We start from the raw sequence: 24632 nt of genomic DNA, 5'->3' as shown, positions 1-24632 counted from the left end.
GGCACTCGGCGGGCCCCTCGTCGTCGGCCCCCGGTCACACGCCGTAGGCGTACGCGGGCTGCGACTACACTCGACCCTTGGCGTTGTTGGGACGCCCTGCGCGGCCGAGCCGCGGACACCACCCTCCACCTGCGGGGACCGGCTGCCCGTGCCCCGGCCACGTCGGGCGTACCGCAGTGGAAGACCAGCCCCTTACCTGAGCACGGACGAGCAGGAGCACGGGAAAGATAGAGATGTCGGCACCCAATAAGTCGTACGACCCGGTAGAGGTCGAGGCACTCAAGCCCGAAGAGGTCGAGCGAGCCCGGGACGAGGCCCTCGCGGCCTTCGCCGCGGCCGGCACCCTGGACGAGCTCAAGCAGGCCAAGGTGGCCCACACCGGCGACCGCTCCGCACTGTCCCTCGCCAACCGCGAGATCGGCGCCCTCCCGCCGCACGCGAAGGCCGCGGCGGGCAAGCTGATCGGGCAGGCCCGCGGCGCCGTCAACCAGGCGCTCGCCAAGCGGCAGACCGAGCTGGAGGCGGAGCGCGACACCCGCGTGCTGGTCGAGGAGGCGGTGGACGTCACGCTGCCGTACGACCGCGCACCGCGCGGCGCCCGGCACCCGCTGACCACCCTCGCCGAGCGCATCGAGGACACCTTCGTCGCCATGGGCTACGAGGTCGCCGAGGGCCCCGAGGTCGAGGCGGAGTGGCTGAACTTCGACGCCCTCAACCTGGGCCCGGACCACCCGGCCCGCTCGATGCAGGACACCTTCTTCGTCCAGGCCCCGGACGGCTCCGCCGACTCCGGCGTGGTGCTGCGCACCCAGACCTCCCCGGTCCAGATCCGCAGCATGCTCGACCGCGAGCCGCCCGTCTACGTGATCTGCCCCGGCCGGGTCTACCGGACGGACGAGCTGGACGCCACCCACACCCCGGTGTTCCGGCAGCTGGAGGGCCTGGCGGTGGACGAGGGCATCACCTTCGCCGACCTCAAGGGCACCATCGAGCTGCTGGTCGCCAAGCTGATCGGTGACGGCCTGGAGCTGCGCTGGCGGCCCTCGTACTTCCCGTTCACCGAGCCGAGCGCCGAGATCGACCTGCAGTGCTTCGTCTGCCGCGGCGAGAGCGTAGGCAACCCGGACAAGCCCTGCCGCACCTGCTCCTCCGAGGGCTGGATCGAGCTCGGCGGCTGCGGCGTCGTCAACCCGCGCGTGCTGATCGCCGCCGGCGTCGACCCCAACCGCTACAGCGGGTTCGCCTTCGGCCTCGGCCTGGAGCGAATCCTGATGAACCGCCACAGCGTCGCCGACATGCGCGACATGGTCGAGGGTGACGTCCGCTTCACCCTCCCGTTCGGGATGGAGATCTGATGCGCGTCCCGCTTTCCTGGCTGCGCGAGTACGTCGACCTGCCGGCCGGTGAGACCGGCCGCGACGTGGCCGAGCGGCTCGTCCGGGCCGGCCTGGAGGTCGAGACGGTCGAGCAGATCGGCGGCGACCTCAAGGGCCCGCTGGTGGTCGGCCAGGTGCTCTCCATCGAGGAGCTGTCCGGCTTCAAGAAGCCGATCCGGCACTGCTTCGTCAACGTCGGCGACGCCAACGGCACCGGCGAGCCGCAGGAGATCGTCTGCGGCGCGACCAACTTCGCCGTCGGCGACAAGGTCGTCGTGGTCCTCCCCGGCGCCGTGCTCCCCGGCCCGTTCCCGATCGCCGCGCGGCAGACCTACGGCCACACCTCGGCCGGCATGATCTGCTCCGCCCGCGAGCTGGGCATGGGCGACGACCACGACGGCATCATCGTGCTCCCGCCGGAGTACGAGCCCGGCACCGACGCGATCGAGCTGCTCCAGCTCGTCGACGAGGTGCTGGACATCGCCGTCACCCCCGACCGCGGCTACTGCCTCTCGATGCGCGGCGTCGCCCGCGAGGCCGCCGCCGCGTACGGGCTGCCGCTGGCCGACCCGGCCCTGCTGGACGTGCCGCCGGCCAACAGCTACGGCTACCTGGTCAAGGTCGCCGACCCGGTGGGCTGCGACCGCTTCGTCGCCCGCACCGTCGTCGGCGTCGACCCGGGCGCCAAGTCGCCGATCTGGCTGCAGCGCCGCCTGCAGAAGTCCGGCATCCGGCCGATCTCGCTGACCGTCGACATCACCAACTACGTGATGCTGGAGGTCGGCCAGCCGCTGCACGCGTACGACCGGAACCGGGTCGACGGCCCGATCCAGGTCCGCCGCGCGCAGGACGGCGAGAGCATCACGACGCTCGACGGCGTCAAGCGCAAGCTGTCCGCCGAGGACCTGCTGATCTGCGACAACTCCGGCCCGATCGGCCTGGCCGGCGTGATGGGCGGCTCCAGCACCGAGATCCTCGACGCGGTGACCGACCCGGAGACCGGCGAGAGCACCGGCTCCACCGAGGTGATCATCGAGGCGGCGCACTTCGACGCCGTCTCGGTCGCCCGCAGTGCCAAGCGCCACAAGCTGCCCTCCGAGGCGTCCAAGCGCTTCGAGCGCGGCGTCGACCCGGAGGCCGCCCGCGCCGCCGCCCAGCGCGCCGTCGACCTGCTGGTCCTGATCGCCGGCGGCACCGCCGAGGCCGGGGTCACCGACATCGCGGCCCCGCACCCCGTGCGCACCATCACCATCGCCGCCGACCTGCCCGACCGGGTCGCCGGCGCCGTGTACGGCCGCGAGACCGTCGCCCGGCGCCTCCAGGAGGTGGGCTGCTCCGTCGCGGGCTCCGACCTGCTGGAGGTCACCCCGCCGACCTGGCGCCCCGACCTCACCGACCCGTACGACCTCGCGGAGGAGGTCATCCGCCTGGAGGGGTACGACAACGTCCCCGCCCGGATGCCCACCGTCCCGCCGGGCAAGGGCCTCACCGAGGCGCAGCGGATGCACCGCCGGGTCGGCGTGGCCCTCGCGGCGGCCGGCTACGTCGAGGTCAACAACTACCCCTTCGTCGGCGAGGCCGCGTTCGACGCGCTCGGCCTGCCGAAGGACGACCGGCGCCGCCGCACGGTGAAGCTGGTCAACCCGCTCAACGACGAGGAGCCGGCGCTGCGCACCACGCTGCTGCCGGGCCTGCTCGGAGCGCTGCGCCGCAACATCGGCCGGGGCAACACCGACCTCGCGATCTACGAGACCGGCACCGTCTTCCTGCCCAAGGACGAGCTCACCGTCGCGCCGCGTCCGGCCGTCGACCGCCGTCCGAGCGCCGAGGAGCTCGCCGGGCTCGACGCCGCCCTGCCGCACCAGCCGCGCCGCGTCGCCGTCGCCCTCGCGGGCGAGCGGCTGCCGTCCGGTTGGTGGGGCAAGGGCGCGCAGGCCGGCTGGGCGGACGCCGTCGAGGCGGGCCGCACGGTGGCCCGCGCGGCCGGTATCGAGCTGACCGTGCGCCAGGGCCAGCTCATGCCGTGGCACCCGGGCCGCTGCGCCGAGCTGGTCGTCGCGGGCACCGACCGGGTGGTCGGCCACGCCGGCGAGCTGCACCCGCGCGTCGTCAAGGCGCTCGGGCTGCCCGAGCGCACCAGCGCGATGCAGATCGACCTGGACCTGCTGACCGAGGACGGCGCCGAGCGGGTCACCGGCCCGACCGTCTCCGCCTACCCGGTGGCCACCCAGGACGTCGCGCTGATCGTCGACGCCGCCGTCCCGGCCGCCGAGGTGGAGGACGCGCTGCGCGCCGGAGCGGGTGAACTGCTGGAGGCCATCCGGCTGTTCGACGTCTTCACCGGCGAGCAGGTCGGCGCGGGCAAGAAGTCGCTCGCGTACGCGCTGCGCTTCCGGGCCGCGGACCGCACGCTGACCGCCGACGAGGCGACGGCAGCCCGCGAGGCGGCGGTCGCCGAGGCCGTCTCCCGGACGGGAGCGGTGCTGCGCGGCGCCTGACGCGCCTGTCGTACCGAAGGCCCCGCCCCGGACCACCAGTGGTCCGGGGCGGGGCCTTCGCCGTGCCCGCCCGGGGGCCCGGCGGGTCCGCCGAAGGCGGGCTGAGCTGGTGCTTCACCGCTCGGAGCACGGGCGGACGACGTTCCTGCGGACCGTCCGCCCGGTCCTGGCCGCCGAGGCCTTGGCATGGTCCCGGTCAGATGATCTCCGCAAGACTCTTGCGGCGGGAGGGAGATGAGCGCTTCAATCAGTTAGGAAAGTTTCCTAACGGCAAAGCCGGGCACCCCCATGCCCCGCGACCGCCGCACCCCCGCAGCGCCGGTTCCTCCGACGGCGTCCACACCAGACGGAGCGTCACATGCAGCGCCAGCACCGGACCACCCGCATAGCCCTCGCGATCCTCCTCTCCGCCGCGCCCGCCACGGTCGCCGCCGCCGGCGTCAGCCACGCCGCGACGCCCGCCGCCGTCGTGCAGGCGGTGGCGGCCGTCGGCCTCGACGACGCGCACAAGAAGGACATCGCCATGCAGTTGGTCTCCAGCGCGGAGAACTCCTCGCTGGACTGGAAGGCCCAGTACAAGTACATCGAGGACATCGGTGACGGCCGCGGCTACACCGCCGGCATCATCGGCTTCTGCTCCGGCACCGGAGACATGCTCGACCTCGTCCAGCACTACACGGACCTCAAGCCGGGCAACATCCTGGCCAAGTACCTGCCGGCCCTCAAGAAGGTCAACGGCACCGCCTCGCACACCGGCCTCGGCTCCGCCTTCACCAAGGACTGGGCCACCGCCGCCTCCGACAGCGTCTTCAAGCAGGCCCAGAACGACGAGCGCGACCGCGTCTACTTCAACCCGGCCGTCAACCAGGCCAAGGCCGACGGCCTGCGCGCGCTCGGCCAGTTCGCGTACTACGACGCCATCGTCATGCACGGCCCCGGCACCGACTCCGTCAGCTTCGGCGGCATCCGCGCCACCGCCATGAAGAAGGCCAAGACCCCCGCCCAGGGCGGCAACGAGACCACCTACCTGAACGCCTTCCTGGACGCCCGCAAGGCCGCCATGCTCACCGAGGCCGCCCACGACGACACCAGCAGGGTCGACACCGAGCAGCGGGTCTTCCTCCAGGCCGGCAACCTGGACCTCAACCCGCCGCTGAAGTGGAAGACCTACGGCGACAGTTACACCATCAACAGCTGACGCCTCGCACGACCGGGACGGGTACGGGCGGCCGCCCGTACCCGTCCTGTCGTTGTCGTCAGCCTCCGGCCTGCTCGTCCAGCAGGCCGCTCGCCGACCGGTGGATCTTCGCGAGCGCGTTCAGCAGGTGCGTGCGTTCGGCCTCGGTGAGGTCCGCCGTGACCCGCTCCTCCATGGACCGCCGCTCCGCCTCGACGGGGCCCCGCAGGGCGCGCCCCGCGTCCGTGAGCCAGAGCCTGACCAGGCGGTTGTCCCGGTCGTCGCGGCGCCGGGTGAGCAGCCCGGCGGTGGTCATGCGGGTGGCCATCTTGACGACGGTGGGCGTGGTGACGTGCACGGCGGCGGCGATCTCGCCCGGCGTGCGGCCGTCCTGCTCCCACAGGGCCGCGAGCAGGTGGTCCTGGCCCAGGTGCAGGCCGTGGCGGCGCATGGCCCCGTCGGCCAGGGCCCGGAGCACCTTCGTCGTGCTGCTGTGCAGGTCCAGGAACTCGGGCATGTCGGCCTCCGGAGGATGGTGACGGGGCTTCGGTGATGGGGCATCAGCGAATCGATTGACGGCTAATCATTTACCGGCTAGCGTTCCCGGATACTCGTTAGTCGGCTAGCGTTCATGGGGGAGTCAGCATGCTACTGGTCACCGGAGCCACCGGGAACGTCGGTCGGGAGCTGGTCCGCGCACTCGACGCCAAGGATGCCGAGATCCGGATCCTCGTCCGCGACCCGGCCCGCGCGGCCGCACTGCCCGCCCGCGCCGAACGCGTCGTCGGTGACCTGGACGACCCCGCGACCCTGGCACCCGCCTTCGCGGGGGTCGACGGACTGTTCCTGCTCACCCCGGGCATCGGCACGGCGCAGACCGCCCACGCGGTCGCGGCGGCCCGGCACGCCGGGGTGCGGCACATCGTGCACCTGTCCTCCAGCAACGTGCTCGGCGACCCGATGCCCGCGATGGGCCGCTGGCACCACGAGCGGGAGGAGATCGTCCGCGCCTGCGGCATCCCCGCCACGATCCTGCGGCCCGGCGGCTTCACGACCAACGCTCTCGAATGGGCGCCCACCATCCGCGAGCAGGGGTACGTCCTCGACCCGGTCGGTCCCGGCCGCCACGCGCCGGTCGACCCCGCCGACATCGCCGACGTGGCCGCCCTCGTCCTCACCGGGGCCGCAGACCCGGGAGGCGTCGGCGGACACCGGGGCGGACACCTGGGCAAGGAGTACGTGCTCACCGGCGGCGAGGCGCTCACCGTCACCGAGCAGGTCCGGATCATCGCCGGGGTGATCGGCCGCCCCATCGAGGTCCGCCCGGCGGCCACGCCGGCCGAGGCCGTCCGGTCGCGCTTCCCCGCCGGGGCGCCGCAGGCACTCGCGGACGCCATCACCGAGGCGTTCGCGCTCATGCGGGCCGACACCACCGGTCTGCGCACCGACACCGTGGAGCGGCTGCTCGGACGCCGGCCGCGCGGCTTCGCCGACTGGTGCGCCCGCAACGCCGACGCGTTCCGACCGGCCGCCGCCCGCTGAGCGGCCCCGCCGGGCACCGGCTCAGCCGGGCCTGCCGCTGTCGCCGCCGCGCAGCAGGCCCAGCGCCCGGTCGAGCCGGGCCTGCCTGGCCTTCGGCGTGAGCGCCTGGAGCAGCGGCAGGATCAGCTGGTAGCGGCCGCTCCGGTCCAGCGCCTCGAACGCCTGCCCGGCCACCGGGTCCGCCGCCAGCAGGGCCGCGAGGTCGGGCGGCACCGTCGCCGTCCGCTGCGACTCGTAGGCCGCCTGCCACCGCCCGTCCTGCTGGGCCCGGCGCACCTCGGCCGCCCCGGGCTCGCGCATCCGCCCCGCGGCCGTCAGCGCCGCCACCTTGTCGACGTTCACCTTCGACCACAGGCTCCGGGGCCGCCTGGGCACGTACTTCTGCAGGTAGTACTGCTCGTCGAGCGCCCGCCGCTGCCCGGAGACCCAGCCGTAGCACAGCCCGATGTCGACCAACTCGTCGTCGGTGACCGTCGCGATGCCGGACTTCTTCCTGGCCACCCTGACCCAGACGCCCTCGTGCCGCGTCCAGTGCTCGGCCAGCCAGATCTCGAAGGCCCCGGCGTCCGCGAAGGCGATGACCTCCACCCCGTCGATCTCGTCCATGCGGCCAGACTACCCAGGCCGTTCCCTCGGCCGCTTAATCGAACGACACGGCCCCGCCCCGCCTGATAGCTTCCGGACGTGGCCAAGTTGAATCAGATCATCGCAGTCGAAAAGGGCGTGAAGTCCAAGTCCTTCCAGGAGTTGACGCAGGCTCACCAGAGTCTGCAGAAGCCGGCCCTGCTGGCCGGCATCTCCCGGACGTACCAGGCGAAGGACGAGGAGGGCGAGCAGCTGCCGCCGGAGTCCACCCGGGTCCAGGCCAAGGCTGAGGACATCCTGCGGACCACCGCCACCACCCTCACCCGGCTGTTCGACGTCACGGCGACCAAGGACTGGGCGAACTGCTCGGCCCGCGCCGACGTCGTCCTGGACGGCCGTACGCTGCTGGCCCAGGTGCCGGTCACGTACCTGCTCTTCCTGGAGAAGCAGCTCACCGACCTGCACACCTTCGTCCGCAAGCTGCCGGTGCTGGACGCCTCCGAGTCCTGGAACCTGGACGCCTCCACCGACGCGTGGAAGACCGACCCGGTGCGCACCATCCGCACCAAGAAGGTCCCGCGCAACCACGTGAAGGCCGAGGCCACCGAGAAGCACCCGGCGCAGGTCGAGGTCTACTACGAGGACGTCCCGGTCGGGTACTGGACGACCGTGAAGTTCTCCGGCGCACTGCCGGCCCGCCGGGTGAACGAGCTGACGGAGCGGGTGGAGAAACTCCAGCAGGCCGTCCAGTTCGCCCGCGAGGAGGCCAACAGCGCGGAGATCACCGACGAGCGGGTCGGCGACGCCGTGTTCGGCTACCTGTTCGGGTAGCCCCATGATCCCCCCTCGTTGAGCGCGAGGGGTGCGCGAAAGCGCAAAGCTGAAACTGACGTTGAAGCTGAACAAGGGGTAACGGTGGAGGTTCGAATCCTCCCCCCGGCACCAGCCTGCCGGGGTGGCCCAAGGGTAGAGGCAGCCCCGGTGAAACTCAGATTCTCGCTCAAGTCTCAGTATTCGCCGCCGAGCGCCAGATCGACCGAGAGTGGACCGGAAGCATCGGATGCGGGTTCAAGTCCCGTCTGTGCCTCTACGTGGCACGGTAGTTCAAAGGCAGAGCACGACGCTATGAGAATGATCCACTGCTCTTAAACGTGCTGGCGCAACCAATTGGGCGGCATCACAGGGGCCCGGGAGCCGGATACCGCTCCCGGGCCCCGCCGCGTCCGTCCCCGGACCAGGATCGGGGACCCGGGCCCCTGTCTGCCCCCGGGCGGGGCGGTTCAGCCGCCGGTGCCGTAGTAGCCCGCCGTCTCGTCCCGGTACGCCTGGTCGATCTCCGCCTTGGACATGCTGACCCACACGGTGTGCGCCGCCCGGTCCACCCGCGAGACGGCCGAGACGGGCAGCATGACCTCGGTGCCGAACACCCAGAGGCCGGTGTCCACCACGATGTGCCGCTCGTCCACCCCGGCGGTGTGCCGGTCGACCTTCCCGACGTGTCCGTCCGTCGCCTCGACCCGGTACCCGACCAGGCCGAGTGCCACGTCCGTCTCGTCCGCCGACTGCTCCTGCGACATTCCGACTCCCTCTTCCCGCTCCCCGGCCGACCGGTCGGCGTAGGTCACCCGCGACCCGTACCAGGGCCGCTGCCGGAGGGTTTCTCCGCGACGGCCGGTGTCATGCCCCGCCTGCCGCCACTCGGTGACCGGGGGAGGTGCCCGCAGGTCAGGCGCTCGCCGTGTAGTCGTAGAAGCCCCGGCCGGACTTGCGGCCCAGCAGACCCGCGTCGACCATCCGGGAGAGCAGCGGGGGAGCGGCGTACAGCGGCTCTTTATATTCGTCATACATCGACTCGGCGATCGACACGATGGTGTCCAGGCCGATCAGGTCGCACAGGCGCAGCGGGCCCATCGGGTGGGCGCAGCCGGCCTCCATGCCCTTGTCGATGTCGGAGGCCGTGGCCACGCCCGACTCGAACATCCGGACCGCCGACAGCAGGTAGGGCACGAGCAGGGCGTTGACCACGAAGCCGGCCCGGTCGCGGGCCCGGATCGGCTCCTTGCCGAGGACCTGGACGGCGAAGGCCTCGGCGCGCGCGGTGGTCTCGGCGGAGGTGGTCAGGGTCGGGATGACCTCGACGAGCTTCTGGACGGGAGCCGGGTTGAAGAAGTGCAGGCCGATCACCTGCTCGGGGCGGGAGGTGGTGGCGGCGAGCTTCACGATCGGGATGGAGGAGGTGTTGGAGGCGAGGATGGCGTCCCGGCGCTCGACGACCTGGTCCAGCGTCTGGAAGATCTTGACCTTGATGTCCTCGCGCTCGGCGACTGCCTCGACCACCAGGTCGCGGTCCGCGAAGTCGGCGAGCTCGGTGGTGAACGTGAGCCGGGCGAGGGTGTCGTCGCGCTGCTCGGGGGAGAGCTTGCCGCGGGTGACGGCGGTGTCGAGGGAGTTGGTGAGCCTGGTCCGGCCGCGCTCCAGGGCCTCGCCGGTGGCCTCGGCGACCAGGACGTCCAGCCCGGCCCGGGCGAACACCTCCGCGATGCCCGACCCCATGAGGCCGCAGCCGATGACTCCGACGCGCGCGATGTCGCTCACTCACTTGCCCTTCGGTGGTGCTGGGGTGCCCAGCGTCCTGGTGTCCGGTCCTGCTGCCCGGCGCTGCCGGGTGCCCTGTGGTGGTGCTTCCTGCTGTTCAGGAGACTGCCGGCCGGGTGTGGTGGTCCGGTGCGCAGCCCAGACGACGTTACTACTCCGTACGGCCGCACGGGCCACCCGCTCCTGTACTGGGCCGATCGGATGAGTGGATCAGCTCCGTCCGTGTGGCCGGGCGCTGCGCCCGGCGGCCGGGCGGCACAATGCGGGGACGCCGAGGAGGGAGCAGGGATGCCGACGGGATCGCTGGTGGGCCAGGTCGCCATGATCACGGGGGCCGGCCGGGGGATCGGGCGGGAGCTCGCCATCGGCCTGGCCGCGGAGGGCATGTCCGTGGGCCTGGTGGGACGCACCCAGCAGACGCTGATCGACACCCTCAAGGAGTGCGCCCGGCACGGCGCCCGGGGCGTCGCGGTGACGGCGGACGTGACCCGGGTCGGGTCGGTGCGGGAGGCCGTCCGGGTGGTCGAGCGCGACCTGGGGCCGGTGGACCTGCTGATCAACAACGCCGGCCAGGTCGACCGCGCGGAGGTGCCGCTGTGGGAGGCCGACCCGAACCAGTGGTGGCAGGTGGTGGAGACGAACCTGCGCGGCCCGTTCAACATGCTGCGCTGCGTGCTCCCCGGCATGGTCGAGCGCGGGCGCGGCCGGGTGATCAACCTCAACTCGGGCTTCGCGCTGCGCCCGGACGGGAACTACACGGCGTACGCGACCTCGAAGGGCGCGCTGCTCCAGCTCTCCGACAACATCGCCGACTCGCTGGCCGCCCACCACGTGGTGGTGCTGGACATCAGCCCCGGTGCGGTCGCCACCGAGATGACCGCCGCGATGCCGATGTTCAAGGACATGAAGACCTGGGGCAGCATCCCGTACATGGTGGCCGTCACGGTGGACACCGCCCGCGGCCGCTTCGACGCGCTGCACGGCCGCTTCATCCATGTCGGGCGGGACAACCTGGAGCTGCTGGTCGCCCAGGCCGAGGCGATCCGCGAGGCGGACGCCCGCACGCTGCGGCTGCGCCCGTACGGCCCGGACGACCCGGTGGCCTGAGGGGCCCTCGTGCCGTACCCGGGCAGCGCGCCGGCGGTTCAGGCTCCGAGCAGTGCGGCCAGTTCGGTGTCGGTCAGGCTGCCCGCCGCCCGGCCGGTGCCGGCGAACTCCGTCGTCAGCCGCTGCAGGGCCTCGTTGACCGGGGCGGGCACCCCGTGCAGGCGGCCCAGCAGGACGATCTCGCCGCTGAGGAAGTCCGTCTCGACCGTGCCGGTGCCCCGGACCAGGCTCTGCCAGGACGATCCGCCGATCCGCTCGTCGCCGTCCCGGTGGACCTGCCGGACGAGTTCGCCGTTGGCCCTGGCCTGCTCGTCCGGGTCCTCGTGGGCGATCCCGGCGGCGGCCAGCACGGCCCGGCCCTCCGCCACGGCCCGCCGGTGCACCGCCGTCCGCAGCTCGCCGGCGACCGGGCCGGCCACGGCGTTCAGCGCGTTGGCGAGGTTGCCGAGCAGTTTGGTGTACTTCCAGCGCAGCGCGTCGGTGCTGACGGGGGCCCGGAAGACGGACTTCTCCAGGTCGGCGGCGATCGCCCGGGTGGTCCCGTCGGCGCCCGCCGGGTAGCGGCCGAGTACCAGGACACCGCTCATCGGCGCACCCATGCAGGTCACCCGGCCGGGTTCCAGGTGGCCGGCGGGCAGCCACACGCACATCGCCTGGACGTGGCGGAACAGCCGCAGGGCGAGCCGCTCGTTCTCCACCCCGTTCTGCGCGCAGACCACCGGCAGCAGTTCACCGGCGGTGCCGCCGCCCTCGACCGGTCGGGGCGCCCAGACGGCCAGCACCGCCGGGGTGTCCTGGGTCTTGACCGCGAGCAGCAGCACGTCGTCGGGCCGCAGGGCGACCTCCTCGGGGCCCGCCACGGCGGGGACGGCGATCGTACGGGTGCCCTCGGGCGTGGTGAACCGCAGCCCGTCGGACCGGAGCGCCGCGAGGTGCGCGCCGCGTGCGACGAGGACGACCTCGTGCCCGCTCTCGAACAGCCGTGCACCGATCGTGCCGCCGACGGCACCCGCCCCGATGATGATGTAGCGCATGGCCCGAGCATCGCACGCGGGGCCCGGCGCCCGGCGGGCGGTCCGGCACCACGGCCGGCCGGGGCGCCGCTACGCGCAGAGCTGACTCGCCGTCACCGGGGCCAGCCCGGACCTGCCCAGGCCGTCCAGGATGGCGGGCAGGGCGTCGATCGTGCACTGGTGCCCCATGTGCAGGGCGACCACCGAGCCCGGCCGGACGGAGCCGAGCAGTCGCTGCTGGAGGACGTCGGCGGCCGGGTCGCTGTAGTCGCGCGGGTCCACGTCGAAGGAGAGCACGTGCTCGTAGCCGACCAGCCGGGCCTGCTCGCGGACCATCGGGGAGGCGTACTGGGCGGCGGAGGGGCGGAACCAGCGCCCGATCGATCCGGTCAGCCGCTGCAGGCGGTCGGCGCACTGGGCGATCTCGGCGCGGGCCTGGTCGGGGCTCATCCCGGTGATGTTCTGGTGGTTCTGGGTGTGGTTGCCGAGCTCGTGGCCGCCGTCCAGCACCCGCCGGGCCATCTGCGGCTGCTGGTCGAGCCAGCTGCCGACGGCCATCACGGTGAGGTGGATCCCGCGCGCCTCGGCGATCTCCAGGATCGCCGTGGCCAGCCGGGGGTCGCCGGCACCGTGGAAGGTCAGCGCGACCTGCTTGCGCTCGCGCGGGCCGTTGACCACCTCCACCGGGGTGCCGGCGGCCAGCGGCGCGAGGACGGGCGGGGCCGGCGGGGCCGGGGTCGCCACCGGCGCCGAGTCCGCGGACGGGCCGGCCGTGGGCGCGGGCGGGCCGGACGCCGACTGCTCCATCGGCGGGTCGACCGGGTCGCCCGCCGACGCCGCCCCCGCGGGCCGGACGGCGAGGCCGGCCGGAGCGGCCCGGTGGCCGGAGGTCGCGGTGGCGTCCCCGCACGCGGCGAGGGCCCCGCCGAAGGCGGTCAGTGCGGCCAGTCTGGCCGTGGCACGCAGCACAGTGCGTCGGTCGGCAGTCATCGCTGTTCAGCATAGATATGACGGAATGCCCAGGCGATTCGAGGGGCGGTAGCTGCACCCCGGGTGCTCTGGGCCCCGCTGGAGCCATTGGGTACGATTCCCGCGACACGGGGTCGGAACGCTAGGGGGCGGGCCAGATGAACGAGGACACGGTGCGGGACGCGGCGGCTGCGCAGGCCACGGAGGCGGCGCAGGACGGCGACGGGCAGGGCGCGGGGGCGGTCGGCGGAACCTGGCAGTGGGCCAGGAGCGAGGACTGGCAGCCGCCGACCGAGCTCAACACCGAGATCCCGCACCCGGCCCGGATGTACGACTACTACCTGGGCGGCAAGGACAACTTCGAGGCGGACCGCCGTGCCGCCGAGGCGGCGATCGCCGCCTATCCGGCGCTGCCGCTGCTGGCCCGCACCAACCGCGCCTTCCTCGGCCGGGCGGTGGCCTTCGCCGCCGGCCAGGGCATCCGGCAGTTCCTCGACATCGGTACGGGCATCCCGGCGGTCGGCTCCACCACCGAGGTGGCCCGCCGGGTCGCCCCGGACGCCCGGGTCGTCTACGTCGACAACGACCCGATCGTGGCCACCCACGCCCGTGCGCTGCTGGCCGGCCACCCGACCGGACACACCACGGTGCTGCAGGCCGACCTGCGCGACCCGGCCTCGATCCTGGACGCGCCGGGCCTGAAGGAGGCCATCGACCTCGCCGAGCCGGTGGCGCTGATGCTCGTCGCCGTCCTGCACTTCATCCGCGACGAGGACGGCGCCGAGGAGATCGTCCGGAAGCTGCGCGAGGTGCTCGCCCCCGGCAGCGTCCTCATCCTGTCGCACGGCAGCCCGGACTTCGTGCCGCTGTCGATGTCCGCCGAGGGGACCCGTGTCTACAGCAAGGCCAGCGCCCCGCTCGTCCTGCGCGAGCGGGCCCGGGTGGAGCGGTTCTTCGGCGACTTCGCCCTGACCGAGCCGGGCCTCGTCCAACTGCCGCTCTGGCGGGCCGACCAGGACGACCTGCCGGAGGGCTGGCAGCAGGTGTCGGCCTACGCCGGCGTCGCCTTCAAGTCCTGAGGCGCGGCGCTGCCGACCGGGCTGCCGGCCGGCAGCGCGCCCCGCGGGGGCACAAACCAGGTGACCCGCCCCGTGCCGCGGTGTTAGTTTCCGGCACCATGGACCCGCTGGACGAGAACGAGATCCGCAACTCCTTCGTCAACTGCTCGAAGGGCGAGGCCCGCAGGCTCAACCTCCCCAGAGCTCTCGCCGAACTCCCCTGGGATTCGCTGGACTTCCTCGGCTGGCGGGACCCGCAGGCCCCCGACCGCAGCTACCTCGTCGCCGAGCACGACGGCGGGCCGGTCGGTGTCACCCTGCGCGTGCCGAACGTCCGCAGGAGCCTGACCAGGACGAACGTCTGTTCGCTCTGCATCACCGCCCACGCGGGCTCCGGCGTCTCGCTGCTCACCGCGCGCCGGGCGGGCGCGGCCGGCCGCCAGGGCAACTCGGTCGGCACCTACATGTGCGCCGACCTGGCCTGCTCGCTCTACCTGCGCGGCCTCAGGAAGTCGGCGCTGGTCAGCCGGCCCGAGGAGTCGCTGACCCTGGAGGAGCAGGTCGCCCGCACCCGCGCGAACCTGGCGCGCTTCCTCGCCCAGGTCCTCACGGAGACCGTGCCGGCCTGACCGCGGCGCCTACCAGCCGCGCAACTGCTCGATCTCGCGCCGGTCGCGCTTCGTCGGCCGGCCCGCGCCGCGGTCCCGCTCGGCGGCCGCCCCGAGGCCCGCCTCGGCGGGCGGCGGCGGGCTGTTGTCGACGAAGCAGTCGGCCGCCACCGGCGCCCCGACCCGCTTGCGCACGACCTGCGAGACCACGACCACCCGCTCCCGGCCGTCCTGCCGCAGCCGCACCTCGTCCCCGGCCCGGACCGCGTGCGCGGGCTTGACCCGCTCGCCGTTCACCCGGACGTGCCCGGCCCGGCAGGCCGCCGCGGCCAGCGACCGTGTCTTCGTGAGCCGTACGGACCACACCCAGGCGTCGACCCGCACGCTCCCCTCATCAGCTGCCATGCGGCAACTCTAGAGCCGACGGCGGGCGGCGTACGAGGACGCGCTGCGCGCGGCGATCGACCTCGGCGGTGACACGGACACGGTCGCGGCCGTCACCGGCACCCTGGCCGGGGCCCGTTACGGCTTCGGGGCGATCCCGGCCGGCTGGACGGCGCCGCTGCACGTGCCGCTGCCGGGAGCCGGCGGGCGGGTGCTGCGGCTGCCCCAACTCGTCGGTCTGGCGGAGCGGCTGGCGGCCTGAGAACGGGCGGCAGAAAGCGCCCGGGCCCGCCGGTGTGACGAGGTGTGCGGGGCGGGCGGCTGCGGAACGTAGCCTGACGGAAGGCACCGGAGTGCAGTCGGCGGCCGGGCGGCCACCCCGGAAGCTCCTTGCATGAATGTTCCGTGGTGCGTATATTCATGCCAAGTCCTAGGAGGGAACGTCATGGCATTGCGAGTCGCCGTCGCCGGAGCGAGCGGATATGCGGGCGGCGAGGTCCTGCGCCTGCTGCTCGGTCACCCGGAGGTCGAGATCGGTGCGCTGACCGGCGGCTCCAACGCCGGGGTCCGGCTGGGCGCACTGCAACCGCACCTGCTGCCGCTGGCCGACCGCGTGCTGGAGCCCACCACACCCGAGGTGCTGGCGGGGCACGACGTGGTCTTCCTGGGGCTGCCGCACGGCCAGTCCGCCGCCGTCGCGCAGGCGCTCGGCGAGAACGTCCTGGTCGTCGACTGCGGCGCCGACTTCCGGCTGAAGGCCGCGTCCGACTGGGAGCAGTTCTACGGCTCCGCGCACGCCGGCACCTGGCCGTACGGCCTGCCCGAGCTCCCCGGCCACCGGGACGCGCTCAAGGGCAGCAACCGGATCGCCGTCCCCGGCTGCTACCCGACGGCCGTCACGCTGGCGCTGTTCCCGGCCTACGCCGCCAAGCTCGCCGAGCCGGAGGCGGTGATCGTCGCGGCCTCCGGCACGTCCGGTGCGGGCAAGGCGGTGAAGCCGCACCTGCTCGGCAGCGAGGTGATGGGCAGCGTCAGCCCGTACGGCGTCGGCGGCGGCCACCGGCACACGCCGGAGATGTCGCAGAACCTCACGCCCGTCGCGGGCGAGCCGGTCAACGTGTCCTTCACGCCGACCCTGGTGCCGATGTCCCGGGGCATCCTGGCGACCTGCACCGCCAAGGCGAAGCCGGGGGTGACGGCGCAGGCCGTCCGGGCCGCGTACGCCGAGGCGTTCGCCTTCGAGCCGTTCGTCCACCTGCTGCCCGAGGGGCAGTGGCCGCAGACCAGTTCGGTCTACGGCTCCAACGCCGCGCTGGTCCAGGTCGCCCTGGACGAGCACGCCGGGCGGATCATCGCGATCAGCGCGATCGACAACCTGGTGAAGGGCACCGCCGGCGGCGCGGTGCAGAGCATGAACATCGCCCTCGGCCTGCCCGAAGAGCTCGGCCTCCCCCTGAACGGAGTCGCACCGTGACGAACAACCCCACCATCGGCGTCACGGCGGCGAAGGGCTTCCGCGCCGCCGGTGTCACGGCCGGGATCAAGGCCTCCGGCACGCCGGACCTCGCGCTGGTCGTCAACGACGGCCCCTCGCTGGCCGCCGCCGGCGTCTTCACCTCCAACCGGGTCAAGGCCGCGCCGGTGCTCTGGTCGGAGCAGGTCCTGAAGGGCGGCCGGCTGTCGGCCGTCATCCTCAACTCGGGCGGTGCGAACGCCTGTACCGGCCCGCTCGGGTTCCAGGACACCCACGCCACCGCCGAGAAGGTCGCCGAGGAGCTGCAGCTCAACGCGGGCGAGGTGGCCGTCGCGTCCACCGGCCTGATCGGCCTGCGGCTCCCGATGGACGTGCTGCTGCCCGGTGTCGAGCTGGCCGCCAAGGCGCTCAGCGCCGACGGCGGCGAGGCCGCCGCGATCGCCATCAAGACCACCGACACCGTGCACAAGACCGCCCAGGTGACGAGCCCCGCCGGCTGGACGGTCGGCGGCATGGCCAAGGGCGCGGGCATGCTGGCGCCGGGCCTGGCCACCATGCTGGTCGTCCTCACCACGGACGCCGAGGCCGACAGCACCGCCCTGGACGCGGCGCTGCGGGCGGCCACCCGCACCACCTTCGACCGGGTGGACTCGGACGGCTGCATGTCCACCAACGACACCGTGCTGCTGCTGGCCTCCGGCGCGGCCGCCGTCACCCCGGACGAGGCCGAGTTCGCCGAGGCCGTCCGCACCGTCTGCGCCGACCTGGCCCGCCAGCTGGTCGGGGACGCCGAGGGCGCGAGCAAGGACATCCGGATCGACGTCACCGGCGCGGCCACCGAGGAGGAGGCCGTCGAGGTGGCCCGGGTGATCGCCCGCAACAACCTGCTGAAGTGCGCCATCCACGGCGAGGACCCGAACTGGGGCCGGGTGCTGGCCGCGATCGGCACCACCGCCGCCGCCTTCGACCCGAACCGCCTCGACGTCGCCATCAACGGCGTCTGGGTCTGCAAGGACGGCAGCGTCGGCGAGGACCGCGACCTGGTGGACATGACCGGCCGCGACGTGGTCATCACCGCCGACCTGAACGCCGGCCCGGCCGCCGCGACGGTGTGGACGAACGACCTCACCGCCGACTACGTGCACGAGAACAGCGCCTACTCCAGCTGATCCCGGGCACCGGTCCGCGCCCGCCAGCATCCACCCACCCGAGCCGGAGACGTACACCGTGCAGATCGCACCCAAGGGTGAACAGGCCCGCAACAACACCGCGTTGCCCAAGGCCCTCACCCTCATCGAGGCGCTCCCGTGGCTGGAGCGCTTCCACGGCAAGACCGTCGTGATCAAGTTCGGCGGCAACGCCATGATCGACGAGGACCTGAAGGCGGCGTTCGCCCAGGACGTGGTGTTCCTGCGCTACGCCGGGCTGCACCCGGTGGTGGTGCACGGCGGCGGTCCGCAGATCAGCGCGCAGCTGGAGAAGCTGGGCCTGGAGTCCTCGTTCACGAACGGGCTGCGGGTGACCACGCCGGAGACGATGGACGTGGTCCGGATGGTGCTGGCCGGGCAGGTCCAGCGCGAGCTGGTCGGGCTGCTCAACGAGCACGGCCCGTTCGCGGTCGGGATGACCGGCGAGGACGCGCACACCATGACGGCGGTCAAGCGCTACGCGGTGGTGGACGGCGAGCAGGTCGACATCGGCCTGGTCGGCGACATCGTGCACATCGAGGCCGGCGCGGTGAAGGCGCTGATCGGGGACGGCCGGATCCCGGTGATCTCCTCGATCGCCCGGAGCACCGACGGCCACGTCTACAACATCAACGCGGACACCGCCGCCTCCGCGCTCGCGGTCGCGCTGGGCGCCGAGATGCTGGTCGTGCTGACCGACGTCGAGGGCCTGTACGCCGACTGGCCGAACTCGGACGACGTGATCAGCCAGCTCGGCGCGAGCGAACTGGAGGCCCTGCTGCCGGACCTGGCGACCGGCATGCTGCCCAAGATGGAGGGCTGCCTGAACGCCGTCCGCTCCGGGGTCGGCACCGCCCGCGTGCTGGACGGCAGGGTGCAGCACTCGCTGCTGCTGGAGATCTTCACCGACGAGGGAATCGGCACGATGGTCGTGCCGGACGACGAGACGACCGTGACCGGGGGACTGGCATGAGCAGCGACGGCCCGAGCAGCAACCAGCGGCTCACCGAGCGGTGGCAGCACACACTGATGGACAACTACGGCACCCCGCGGATCCCGCTGGTGCGCGGCGAGGGCTCGAAGCTCTGGGACGCGGACGGCAAGGAGTACACCGACTTCATCGCCGGTATCGCGGTCAACGCCCTGGGCACCGCGCACCCCGCCGTGGTGGCGGCGGTCACCGCGCAGATCTCCACCCTCGGGCACATCTCCAACCTGTTCCTCGCCGAGCCGACGGTGAAGCTCGCCGAGCGGCTGATCGAGCTCTCGGCCCGGCCCCGGCCGGACGGCCGGGACGGCCACGACGGGCGGGTGTTCTTCTCGAACTCCGGCGCCGAGGCCAACGAGGCCGCGTTCAAGATCAGCCGGCTGACCGGCCGCACCCACCTGGTCTCGGTCGAGGGCGCCTTCCACGGCCGCACCATGGGCGCGCTCTCGCTCACCGCGCAGCCCGCCAAGCAGGACCCGTTCCGCCCGCTGCCCGGCGACGTCAGCCACGTCCCGTTCGGTGACGTCGAGGCGCTGCGCGCGGCCGTCAGCACCGACACCGCCGCCGTCTTCCTGGAGCCGGTCCAGGGCGAGAACGGCGCCATCCCGCTGCCGGACGGCTACCTGAAGGCGGCCCGCGAGATCACCCGGGCCACCGGCACGCTGCTCGTCCTGGACGAGATCCAGACCGGCATCGGCCGGACCGGCCACTGGTTCGCCCACCAGGCGTACGAGGGCATCGAGCCGGACGTGATCACGCTCGCCAAGGGCCTCGGCGGCGGCCTGCCGATCGGCGCCACCCTGGCCTTCGGCCCGGCGGCCGACCTGCTGCACCCGGGCAACCACGGCACCACCTTCGGCGGCAACCCGGTGGTGTGCGCGGCGGCGCTGGCCGTCCTGGACACCATCGAGTCCGAGGGCCTGCTGGACCACGTCCGCAAGACCGGCGAGCGGCTGCGCTCGGGCATCGAGGCGATCGGAGACCCGCTCGTCGCCCACGTCCGGGGCGCGGGCCTGCTGCTGGGCATCGTGCTGACCGAGCCGGTGGCGGCGAAGATCCAGGCGGCCGCCCAGGAGGCGGGCTTCCTGGTGAACGCCGCGGTGCCGGACGCCGTCCGCCTCGCCCCGCCGCTGGTGCTCACCGAGCAGGAGGCGGACGCGTTCCTCGCGGCGCTGCCTGCCATCCTGCGGGCGGTGCGCGAGAGCGCCCCGGCCGCCGACGGCCGCGCGTAGTCCGGGAGAATCATTCATATGACCGCACCCCACTCCGACCAGCCCGTCACGGCCGGGCCGACGTCGCAGGTCCCGCAGACCCGCGCCGCGCGGCACCGGCGGATCGTGGACCTGTTGACCCGTCAGCCCGTGCGGTCGCAGAGCCAGCTCGCGAAGCTGCTCGCCGACGACGGACTGGTGGTCACCCAGGCCACCCTCTCGCGGGACCTGGACGAGCTGGGTGCGGTGAAGATCCGCAACCGGGACGGCGCGCTCATCTACGCCGTCCCGGCCGAGGGCGGCGACCGCACGCCGCGCGCCCCGATGGGGGAGTCCGCCAGCGAGGGCCGGATGGCCCGGCTGGCCGGCGAGCTGATGGTCTCGGCGACGGCCTCCGGCAACCTGGTGGTGCTGCGCACCCCGCCCGGCGCCGCGCAGTTCCTGGCCTCGGCGATCGACCAGGCGGAGGTGTTCGAGATCATCGGCACCATCGCGGGCGACGACACGGTGCTGCTGATCAGCCGGGACCCGGCCGGCGGCCAGGCCCTCGCCGACCACCTGATGCAGCTCGCCCAGGCGAAGGCGCAGTAGGCCGCGGGCCCGCTCGTGCCGCACCGCACACCTTGTTTTGAAATCCATACGGACTCATGCATACTTATGCCAAGCACTGCATGGGACCCGCACAGCCCCGGGGTGCCCAGCACCCCGCACGCCCTGTTCGCACAGTTGTGAAGGAGAAAGCCGTGACCGAGCGCGTCGTACTCGCCTATTCGGGCGGTCTGGACACGTCCGTCTGCATCGGCTGGATCGCCGAGGAGACCGGCGCCGAGGTCATCGCCGTCGCGGTCGACGTCGGCCAGGGCGGCGAGGACCTGGACGCCATCCGCCAGCGCGCGCTGGACTGCGGCGCCGTCGAGGCCGAGGTGGCCGTCGCCCGCGACGAGTTCGCGGACGAGTACTGCCTCCCCGCCATCAAGGCCAACGCGCTGTACCAGGGCCAGTACCCGCTGGTCTCCGCGCTGTCCCGCCCGGCGATCGTCAAGCACCTGGTCGCCGCCGCGCAGAAGCACGGCGCCGGCATCGTCGCCCACGGCTGCACCGGCAAGGGCAACGACCAGGTCCGCTTCGAGGTCGGCATCCAGTCCCTGGCCCCCGAGCTGAAGTGCATCGCCCCGGTCCGCGACTACGCGATGACCCGCGACAAGGCGATCGCCTTCGCCGAGGCCAAGAACCTCCCGATCGTGACCACCAAGAAGAACCCGTACTCGATCGACCAGAACGTCTTCGGTCGCGCCGTCGAGACGGGCTTCCTGGAGGACATCTGGAACGCCCCGATCGAGGACGTCTACGAGTACACCCAGAACCCGGCCACCCCGCGCGAGGCCGACACCGTCGTCATCACCTTCGAGGCGGGCGTCCCGGTCGCCATCGACGGCCGCAAGGTGACGGTCCTGCAGGCCATCGAGGAGCTCAACCGGCGCGCCGGTGCCCAGGGCGTCGGCCGGCTCGACATGGTCGAGGACCGCCTCGTCGGCATCAAGTCCCGCGAGATCTACGAGGCCCCCGGCGCGATCGCCCTGATCACCGCCCACCAGGCCCTGGAGAACGTCACCGTCGAGCGCGAGCTGGCCCGCTACAAGCGGCAGGTCGAGCAGCGCTGGGCCGAGCTGGTCTACGACGGCCTGTGGTTCTCCCCGCTCAAGCGCGCCCTGGACGGCTTCATCAACGAGGCCAACCAGCACGTCTCCGGCGAGATCCGGCTCGTCCTGCACGGCGGCCGCGCCGTCGTCGACGGCCGCAAGTCGGACCAGTCGCTGTACGACTTCAACCTGGCGACCTACGACACCGGCGACACCTTCGACCAGTCGATGTCCAAGGGCTTCATCGAGATCTTCGGCCTCTCCTCGAAGATCGCGGCCCGCCGCGACCAGGCCTGACGAACCCCCTCACGGTCCCGGCTGCACCCCGGCAGCCGGGACCTTCTGCTACCGCTACCCACGCAAGGAGCCCACGCGATGTCGTCCAGCCAGACTTCTGACGTCCGACTCTGGGGCGCACGCTTCGCCGACGGCCCCTCCGAGGCACTGGCCAAGCTCTCCGCCTCGGTGCACTTCGACTGGCGGCTCGCCCCGTACGACATCGCCGGCTCCAAGGCGCACGCCCGCGTCCTGCACAAGGCCGGGCTGCTGAGCGACGAGGAACTGGCCGGCATGCTGGCCGGCCTGGAGCAGCTGCTCGCGGACGTCGAGTCCGGCGCCTTCACCGGCACCGTCGCCGACGAGGACGTGCACACCGCCCTGGAGCGCGGCCTGCTGGAGCGGCTCGGTGCCGACCTCGGCGGCAAGCTGCGGGCCGGCCGTTCGCGCAACGACCAGATCGCCACCCTGTTCCGGATGTACCTCCGGGACCACGGGAAGATCATCGGTGGCCTGGTGCTGGACCTCCAGCACGCCCTGGTCGGCCTCGCGGAGGCGCACCCCGACACCGCGATGCCGGGCCGCACCCACCTCCAGCACGCCCAGCCCGTGCTGTTCGCCCACCACGTGCTCGCCCACGTCCAGGCGCTGAGCCGGGACGCCGAGCGGCTGCGCCAGTGGGACACCCGCACCGCCGTCTCCCCGTACGGCTCCGGCGCGCTGGCCGGCTCCTCGCTCGGCCTGGACCCGGAGGCCGTCGCCGCCGAGCTCGGCTTCGAGCGCGGCTCGGTCGGCAACTCCATCGACGGCACGGCCTCGCGGGACTTCGTGGCCGAGTTCGCCTTCGTCACGGCGATGATCGGGATCAACCTCTCCCGGATCGCCGAAGAGGTGATCATCTGGAACACCAAGGAGTTCGGCTTCATCACGCTGCACGACGCCTTCTCCACCGGCTCCTCGATCATGCCGCAGAAGAAGAACCCGGACATCGCCGAGCTGGCGCGCGGCAAGTCCGGCCGCCTGATCGGCAACCTGACCGGCCTGCTGGCGACGCTGAAGGCGCTGCCGCTCGCCTACAACCGGGACCTCCAGGAGGACAAGGAGCCGGTCTTCGACTCCTGCGACACCCTTGAGGTCCTGCTGCCGGCCTTCACCGGCATGATGGCCACCCTCACCGTGCACCGCGAGCGCCTGGAGGAGCTGGCCCCGGCCGGCTTCTCGCTCGCCACCGACATCGCCGAGTGGCTGGTCAGGCAGGGCGTCCCGTTCCGGGTCGCGCACGAGGTCGCCGGCGCCTGCGTCAAGGTCTGCGAGGGCCAGGGCATCGAACTGTCCGACCTGACGGACGAGCAGTTCGCCGCGATCTCCGAGCACCTGACGCCCGAGGTCCGCTCGGTGCTCAACGTGCACGGCGCGATCGCCTCCCGCAACGGCCGGGGCGGCACCGCCCCCTCCGCCGTGGCGGCGCAGCTCGCCGAGATCAAGGCCGACCTGGCCGTCCAGCAGGAGTGGGCCCAGGCCTGACGGGCAGTCACCGAGGGGCGCGACGGGTCACCGTCGCGCCCCTTCGGCGTGTACGCGCCCGCCGAGTGCGGGTAGGAGCCGGTGTGCTCACCCACCGCTCGGTCGCCGAGCTGCGCCCGGCCTTCGCCCCGCTCGCCGCCGTCCTGGCCCGCCGCCACCGGCTCGACCCGCAGGAGCTGGAGCAGGGCGTCTGGCTGCGCGCCTGCGAGCGCGCCGCCGGCGGCGGGCTGCCGGGCGACGCGCGCTCCTGGCTGCGCGGGCAGACCCTCCACGAGTGCCGGCGGCTCACCCGGACGGCCGACCGGGAGCGGGCCGTCCGCTCGCCCGCCGGGCGTCCCGGCCCGGCCCCCTCGGCCGAGCAACAGGTGCTCGCGGCAGGGCGCCGGCGGACGGTACGGGCGGCGGTGGCCGCCCTGCCGGGCCGCTGTCCGGAGCTGCTCGCCGCGCTCGCCGGCGCGCCCGACCTCACCTACCGTGAGCTGGCCGTCCTCCTGGGCATGCCGCGCGGCAGCATCGGCCCGACCCGCTCGCGCTGCCTGGCGTGTCTGCGCACCCTGCTGCACGGCCTGCGGGCGTGATGCTCGACACGTCGCGAGGCCGGGAGGTTGAGAGCAGCTGACGCCGGGGTAGAGCGGTGGCGAACGTAACTCTCCAGAACTCTCTTGACGACTTCGCGATCGCACGGATACTGAGCGTGAGCGAGGCCGGGCCCGGCGGGCGCTGCTCCACCCGGCGGGCTGATACGTTCGTGCGCCAAACCCCGGTCAGGGCCGATCCCCGGCCGGGCAGATCTCCGGCAGAGCATCCGGTGCGGAACCCTCACTTCTGCGCGCCGGAGACCAACGAAGGGGAGGCCCTGCACATGGGCATGAGTGTGATCATCTCGGTGGCGACCGAGCAGGACGCGGAACAGATCCTCAAGCTCCAGTACCTCGGCTACCAGGGCGAGGCGGAGCTGTACGGCGACTGGGGCATCGAGCCGCTGACCCAGACCCTCGACAGTCTGCGCACCGAGCTCGGCGAGCGGCACGTGCTGGTCGCCCGCCTCGGTGACGAGGTCGTCGGCACGGTGCGTGGCCGGGTCGACGAGGACGGTGTCGGCCGGATAGGGCGTCTGGTCGTCCACCCCCGGATGCAGCGCCACGGTCTCGGCGGGCGGCTGCTCGACGCGATCGAGGGCCGGCTGCTCGCGGAGGGCGACGTGGCGTACTTCCGCCTCTTCACCGGCCACCGCAGCCTCGGCAACCTGCGGCTGTACGCCCGCCAGGGCTACCGCCAGACCGGCGTCGAGGCGGTCGGCGGGGAGCTGAGCTTCATCACCCTGGAGAAGTCCGTGCAGAGCGTGCTGGCCGCCACGGCCTGAGCCGGCCTCCCGGCAGCTCCTCCGGCGCCCGGCCGGTCGCCCCCGCGACCCGGCCGG

24 protein-coding genes and 1 pseudogene are annotated in these 24632 nt (G+C 72.8%); 18 read left to right on the top strand and 7 right to left on the bottom strand.

The window, feature by feature from the left end; all coding sequences use genetic code 11:
* The first annotated feature begins 233 nt into the window (after window positions 1-233).
* The 3 genes from pheS (at window position 234) to ACFUK0_RS12175 (ending at window position 5072) form a co-directional block, all read left to right on the top strand.
* On the top strand, window positions 234-1355 hold the full coding sequence (gene pheS, locus ACFUK0_RS12185; RefSeq protein WP_380248945.1) for a phenylalanine--tRNA ligase subunit alpha: 1122 nt from the start codon (window positions 234-236) through the stop codon (window positions 1353-1355).
* Entirely contained in the window at window positions 1355-3874 is a 2520-nt protein-coding gene (gene pheT, locus ACFUK0_RS12180) for a phenylalanine--tRNA ligase subunit beta (protein ID WP_380248943.1), read from the top strand. The genes pheS and pheT overlap by 1 nt, the downstream gene beginning before the upstream one ends.
* A gap of 358 nt (window positions 3875-4232) precedes the next feature.
* Window positions 4233-5072, top strand: coding sequence for a chitosanase (locus tag ACFUK0_RS12175; protein WP_380248941.1), 840 nt, complete (start codon window positions 4233-4235; stop codon window positions 5070-5072).
* Between the two features lie 58 nt (window positions 5073-5130).
* Here the strand turns inward: ACFUK0_RS12175 and ACFUK0_RS12170 are convergent, their stop codons facing one another.
* Window positions 5131-5568: a MarR family winged helix-turn-helix transcriptional regulator gene (locus ACFUK0_RS12170; RefSeq protein WP_380248939.1), complete on the bottom strand. Its 438-nt coding sequence runs from the start codon at window positions 5566-5568 to the stop codon at window positions 5131-5133.
* 128 nt (window positions 5569-5696) lie between these two features.
* Between ACFUK0_RS12170 and ACFUK0_RS12165 the strand changes: the two genes are divergently transcribed.
* Window positions 5697-6593: an NAD(P)H-binding protein gene (locus ACFUK0_RS12165; RefSeq protein ID WP_380248937.1), complete on the top strand. Its 897-nt coding sequence runs from the start codon at window positions 5697-5699 to the stop codon at window positions 6591-6593.
* 21 nt (window positions 6594-6614) lie between these two features.
* Here ACFUK0_RS12165 and ACFUK0_RS12160 read toward each other — a convergent pair whose 3' ends face one another.
* Window positions 6615-7199: a YdeI family protein gene (locus ACFUK0_RS12160; RefSeq protein ID WP_380248935.1), complete on the bottom strand. Its 585-nt coding sequence runs from the start codon at window positions 7197-7199 to the stop codon at window positions 6615-6617.
* Window positions 7200-7277: 78 nt separating this feature from the next.
* On the opposite strand from ACFUK0_RS12160, the gene ACFUK0_RS12155 reads away from it, so the two are divergent.
* On the top strand, window positions 7278-8009 hold the full coding sequence (locus ACFUK0_RS12155) for a hypothetical protein (protein WP_380248933.1): 732 nt from the start codon (window positions 7278-7280) through the stop codon (window positions 8007-8009).
* 449 nt (window positions 8010-8458) lie between these two features.
* Here ACFUK0_RS12155 and ACFUK0_RS12150 read toward each other — a convergent pair whose 3' ends face one another.
* Window positions 8459-8755 (bottom strand): PRC-barrel domain containing protein, encoded by a 297-nt coding sequence (locus ACFUK0_RS12150; RefSeq protein ID WP_380248931.1) that lies wholly within the window; start codon window positions 8753-8755, stop codon window positions 8459-8461.
* A 148-nt stretch (window positions 8756-8903) separates the two neighbouring features.
* Window positions 8904-9773, bottom strand: coding sequence for a 3-hydroxybutyryl-CoA dehydrogenase (locus ACFUK0_RS12145; protein WP_380248929.1), 870 nt, complete (start codon window positions 9771-9773; stop codon window positions 8904-8906).
* Between the two features lie 288 nt (window positions 9774-10061).
* On the opposite strand from ACFUK0_RS12145, the gene ACFUK0_RS12140 reads away from it, so the two are divergent.
* Window positions 10062-10880, top strand: coding sequence for an SDR family NAD(P)-dependent oxidoreductase (locus tag ACFUK0_RS12140; RefSeq protein ID WP_380248927.1), 819 nt, complete (start codon window positions 10062-10064; stop codon window positions 10878-10880).
* Window positions 10881-10918: 38 nt separating this feature from the next.
* Here the strand turns inward: ACFUK0_RS12140 and ACFUK0_RS12135 are convergent, their stop codons facing one another.
* On the bottom strand, window positions 10919-11914 hold the full coding sequence (locus ACFUK0_RS12135) for a ketopantoate reductase family protein (RefSeq protein ID WP_380248925.1): 996 nt from the start codon (window positions 11912-11914) through the stop codon (window positions 10919-10921).
* 69 nt (window positions 11915-11983) lie between these two features.
* Window positions 11984-12883, bottom strand: coding sequence for a polysaccharide deacetylase family protein (locus ACFUK0_RS12130; RefSeq protein ID WP_380248923.1), 900 nt, complete (start codon window positions 12881-12883; stop codon window positions 11984-11986).
* Between the two features lie 137 nt (window positions 12884-13020).
* Here ACFUK0_RS12130 and ACFUK0_RS12125 point away from each other — a divergent pair, with 137 nt between their 5' ends.
* Window positions 13021-13941: an SAM-dependent methyltransferase gene (locus ACFUK0_RS12125; protein WP_380248921.1), complete on the top strand. Its 921-nt coding sequence runs from the start codon at window positions 13021-13023 to the stop codon at window positions 13939-13941.
* A 98-nt stretch (window positions 13942-14039) separates the two neighbouring features.
* Window positions 14040-14549 (top strand): FBP domain-containing protein, encoded by a 510-nt coding sequence (locus ACFUK0_RS12120; protein ID WP_380248919.1) that lies wholly within the window; start codon window positions 14040-14042, stop codon window positions 14547-14549.
* Between the two features lie 9 nt (window positions 14550-14558).
* Here the strand turns inward: ACFUK0_RS12120 and ACFUK0_RS12115 are convergent, their stop codons facing one another.
* Entirely contained in the window at window positions 14559-14933 is a 375-nt protein-coding gene (locus tag ACFUK0_RS12115) for an RNA-binding S4 domain-containing protein (protein WP_380248917.1), read from the bottom strand.
* Window positions 14934-14949: 16 nt separating this feature from the next.
* On the opposite strand from ACFUK0_RS12115, the pseudogene ACFUK0_RS12110 reads away from it, so the two are divergent.
* The 10 genes and pseudogenes from ACFUK0_RS12110 to ACFUK0_RS12065 all read left to right on the top strand — a co-directional run.
* A pseudogene (locus ACFUK0_RS12110) lies at window positions 14950-15174 on the top strand (ADP-ribosylglycohydrolase family protein); the annotation flags it as partial.
* 183 nt (window positions 15175-15357) lie between these two features.
* The gene (gene argC, locus ACFUK0_RS12105; protein WP_380248915.1) at window positions 15358-16386 is read left to right on the top strand and encodes an N-acetyl-gamma-glutamyl-phosphate reductase; all 1029 of its coding nucleotides are present in this window, start codon (window positions 15358-15360) and stop codon (window positions 16384-16386) included.
* Between the two features lie 14 nt (window positions 16387-16400).
* On the top strand, window positions 16401-17555 hold the full coding sequence (gene argJ / locus ACFUK0_RS12100) for a bifunctional glutamate N-acetyltransferase/amino-acid acetyltransferase ArgJ (protein ID WP_380249034.1): 1155 nt from the start codon (window positions 16401-16403) through the stop codon (window positions 17553-17555).
* 58 nt (window positions 17556-17613) lie between these two features.
* Window positions 17614-18546, top strand: a complete 933-nt coding sequence (argB, locus tag ACFUK0_RS12095; RefSeq protein ID WP_380248913.1) for an acetylglutamate kinase — start codon at window positions 17614-17616, stop codon at window positions 18544-18546.
* Complete coding sequence (locus ACFUK0_RS12090) at window positions 18543-19793, top strand: acetylornithine transaminase (protein WP_380248911.1); 1251 nt, start codon at window positions 18543-18545, stop codon at window positions 19791-19793. Before argB ends, ACFUK0_RS12090 begins: the two co-directional genes overlap by 4 nt.
* An 18-nt stretch (window positions 19794-19811) precedes the next feature.
* The gene (locus tag ACFUK0_RS12085; protein ID WP_380248909.1) at window positions 19812-20363 is read left to right on the top strand and encodes an arginine repressor; all 552 of its coding nucleotides are present in this window, start codon (window positions 19812-19814) and stop codon (window positions 20361-20363) included.
* A gap of 152 nt (window positions 20364-20515) precedes the next feature.
* Entirely contained in the window at window positions 20516-21709 is a 1194-nt protein-coding gene (locus tag ACFUK0_RS12080) for an argininosuccinate synthase (RefSeq protein WP_380248907.1), read from the top strand.
* A gap of 78 nt (window positions 21710-21787) precedes the next feature.
* Window positions 21788-23212 carry an argininosuccinate lyase gene (gene argH / locus ACFUK0_RS12075; RefSeq protein WP_380248905.1) on the top strand — a complete coding sequence of 475 codons (1425 nt, stop codon included), beginning with the start codon at window positions 21788-21790 and terminating at the stop codon, window positions 23210-23212.
* Between the two features lie 83 nt (window positions 23213-23295).
* Window positions 23296-23790, top strand: coding sequence for an RNA polymerase sigma factor (locus ACFUK0_RS12070; protein ID WP_380248903.1), 495 nt, complete (start codon window positions 23296-23298; stop codon window positions 23788-23790).
* Window positions 23791-24074: 284 nt separating this feature from the next.
* Window positions 24075-24575, top strand: coding sequence for a GNAT family N-acetyltransferase (locus ACFUK0_RS12065; protein WP_380249032.1), 501 nt, complete (start codon window positions 24075-24077; stop codon window positions 24573-24575).
* The last annotated feature ends 57 nt before the right edge of the window (window positions 24576-24632 follow it).

It is taken from the genome of Kitasatospora sp. NPDC057223 (assembly GCF_042669755.1).
In the GTDB taxonomy this organism is placed as follows: Bacteria; Actinomycetota; Actinomycetes; order Streptomycetales; family Streptomycetaceae; genus Kitasatospora.
This window is presented reverse-complemented; position numbering and strand designations above follow the sequence as displayed.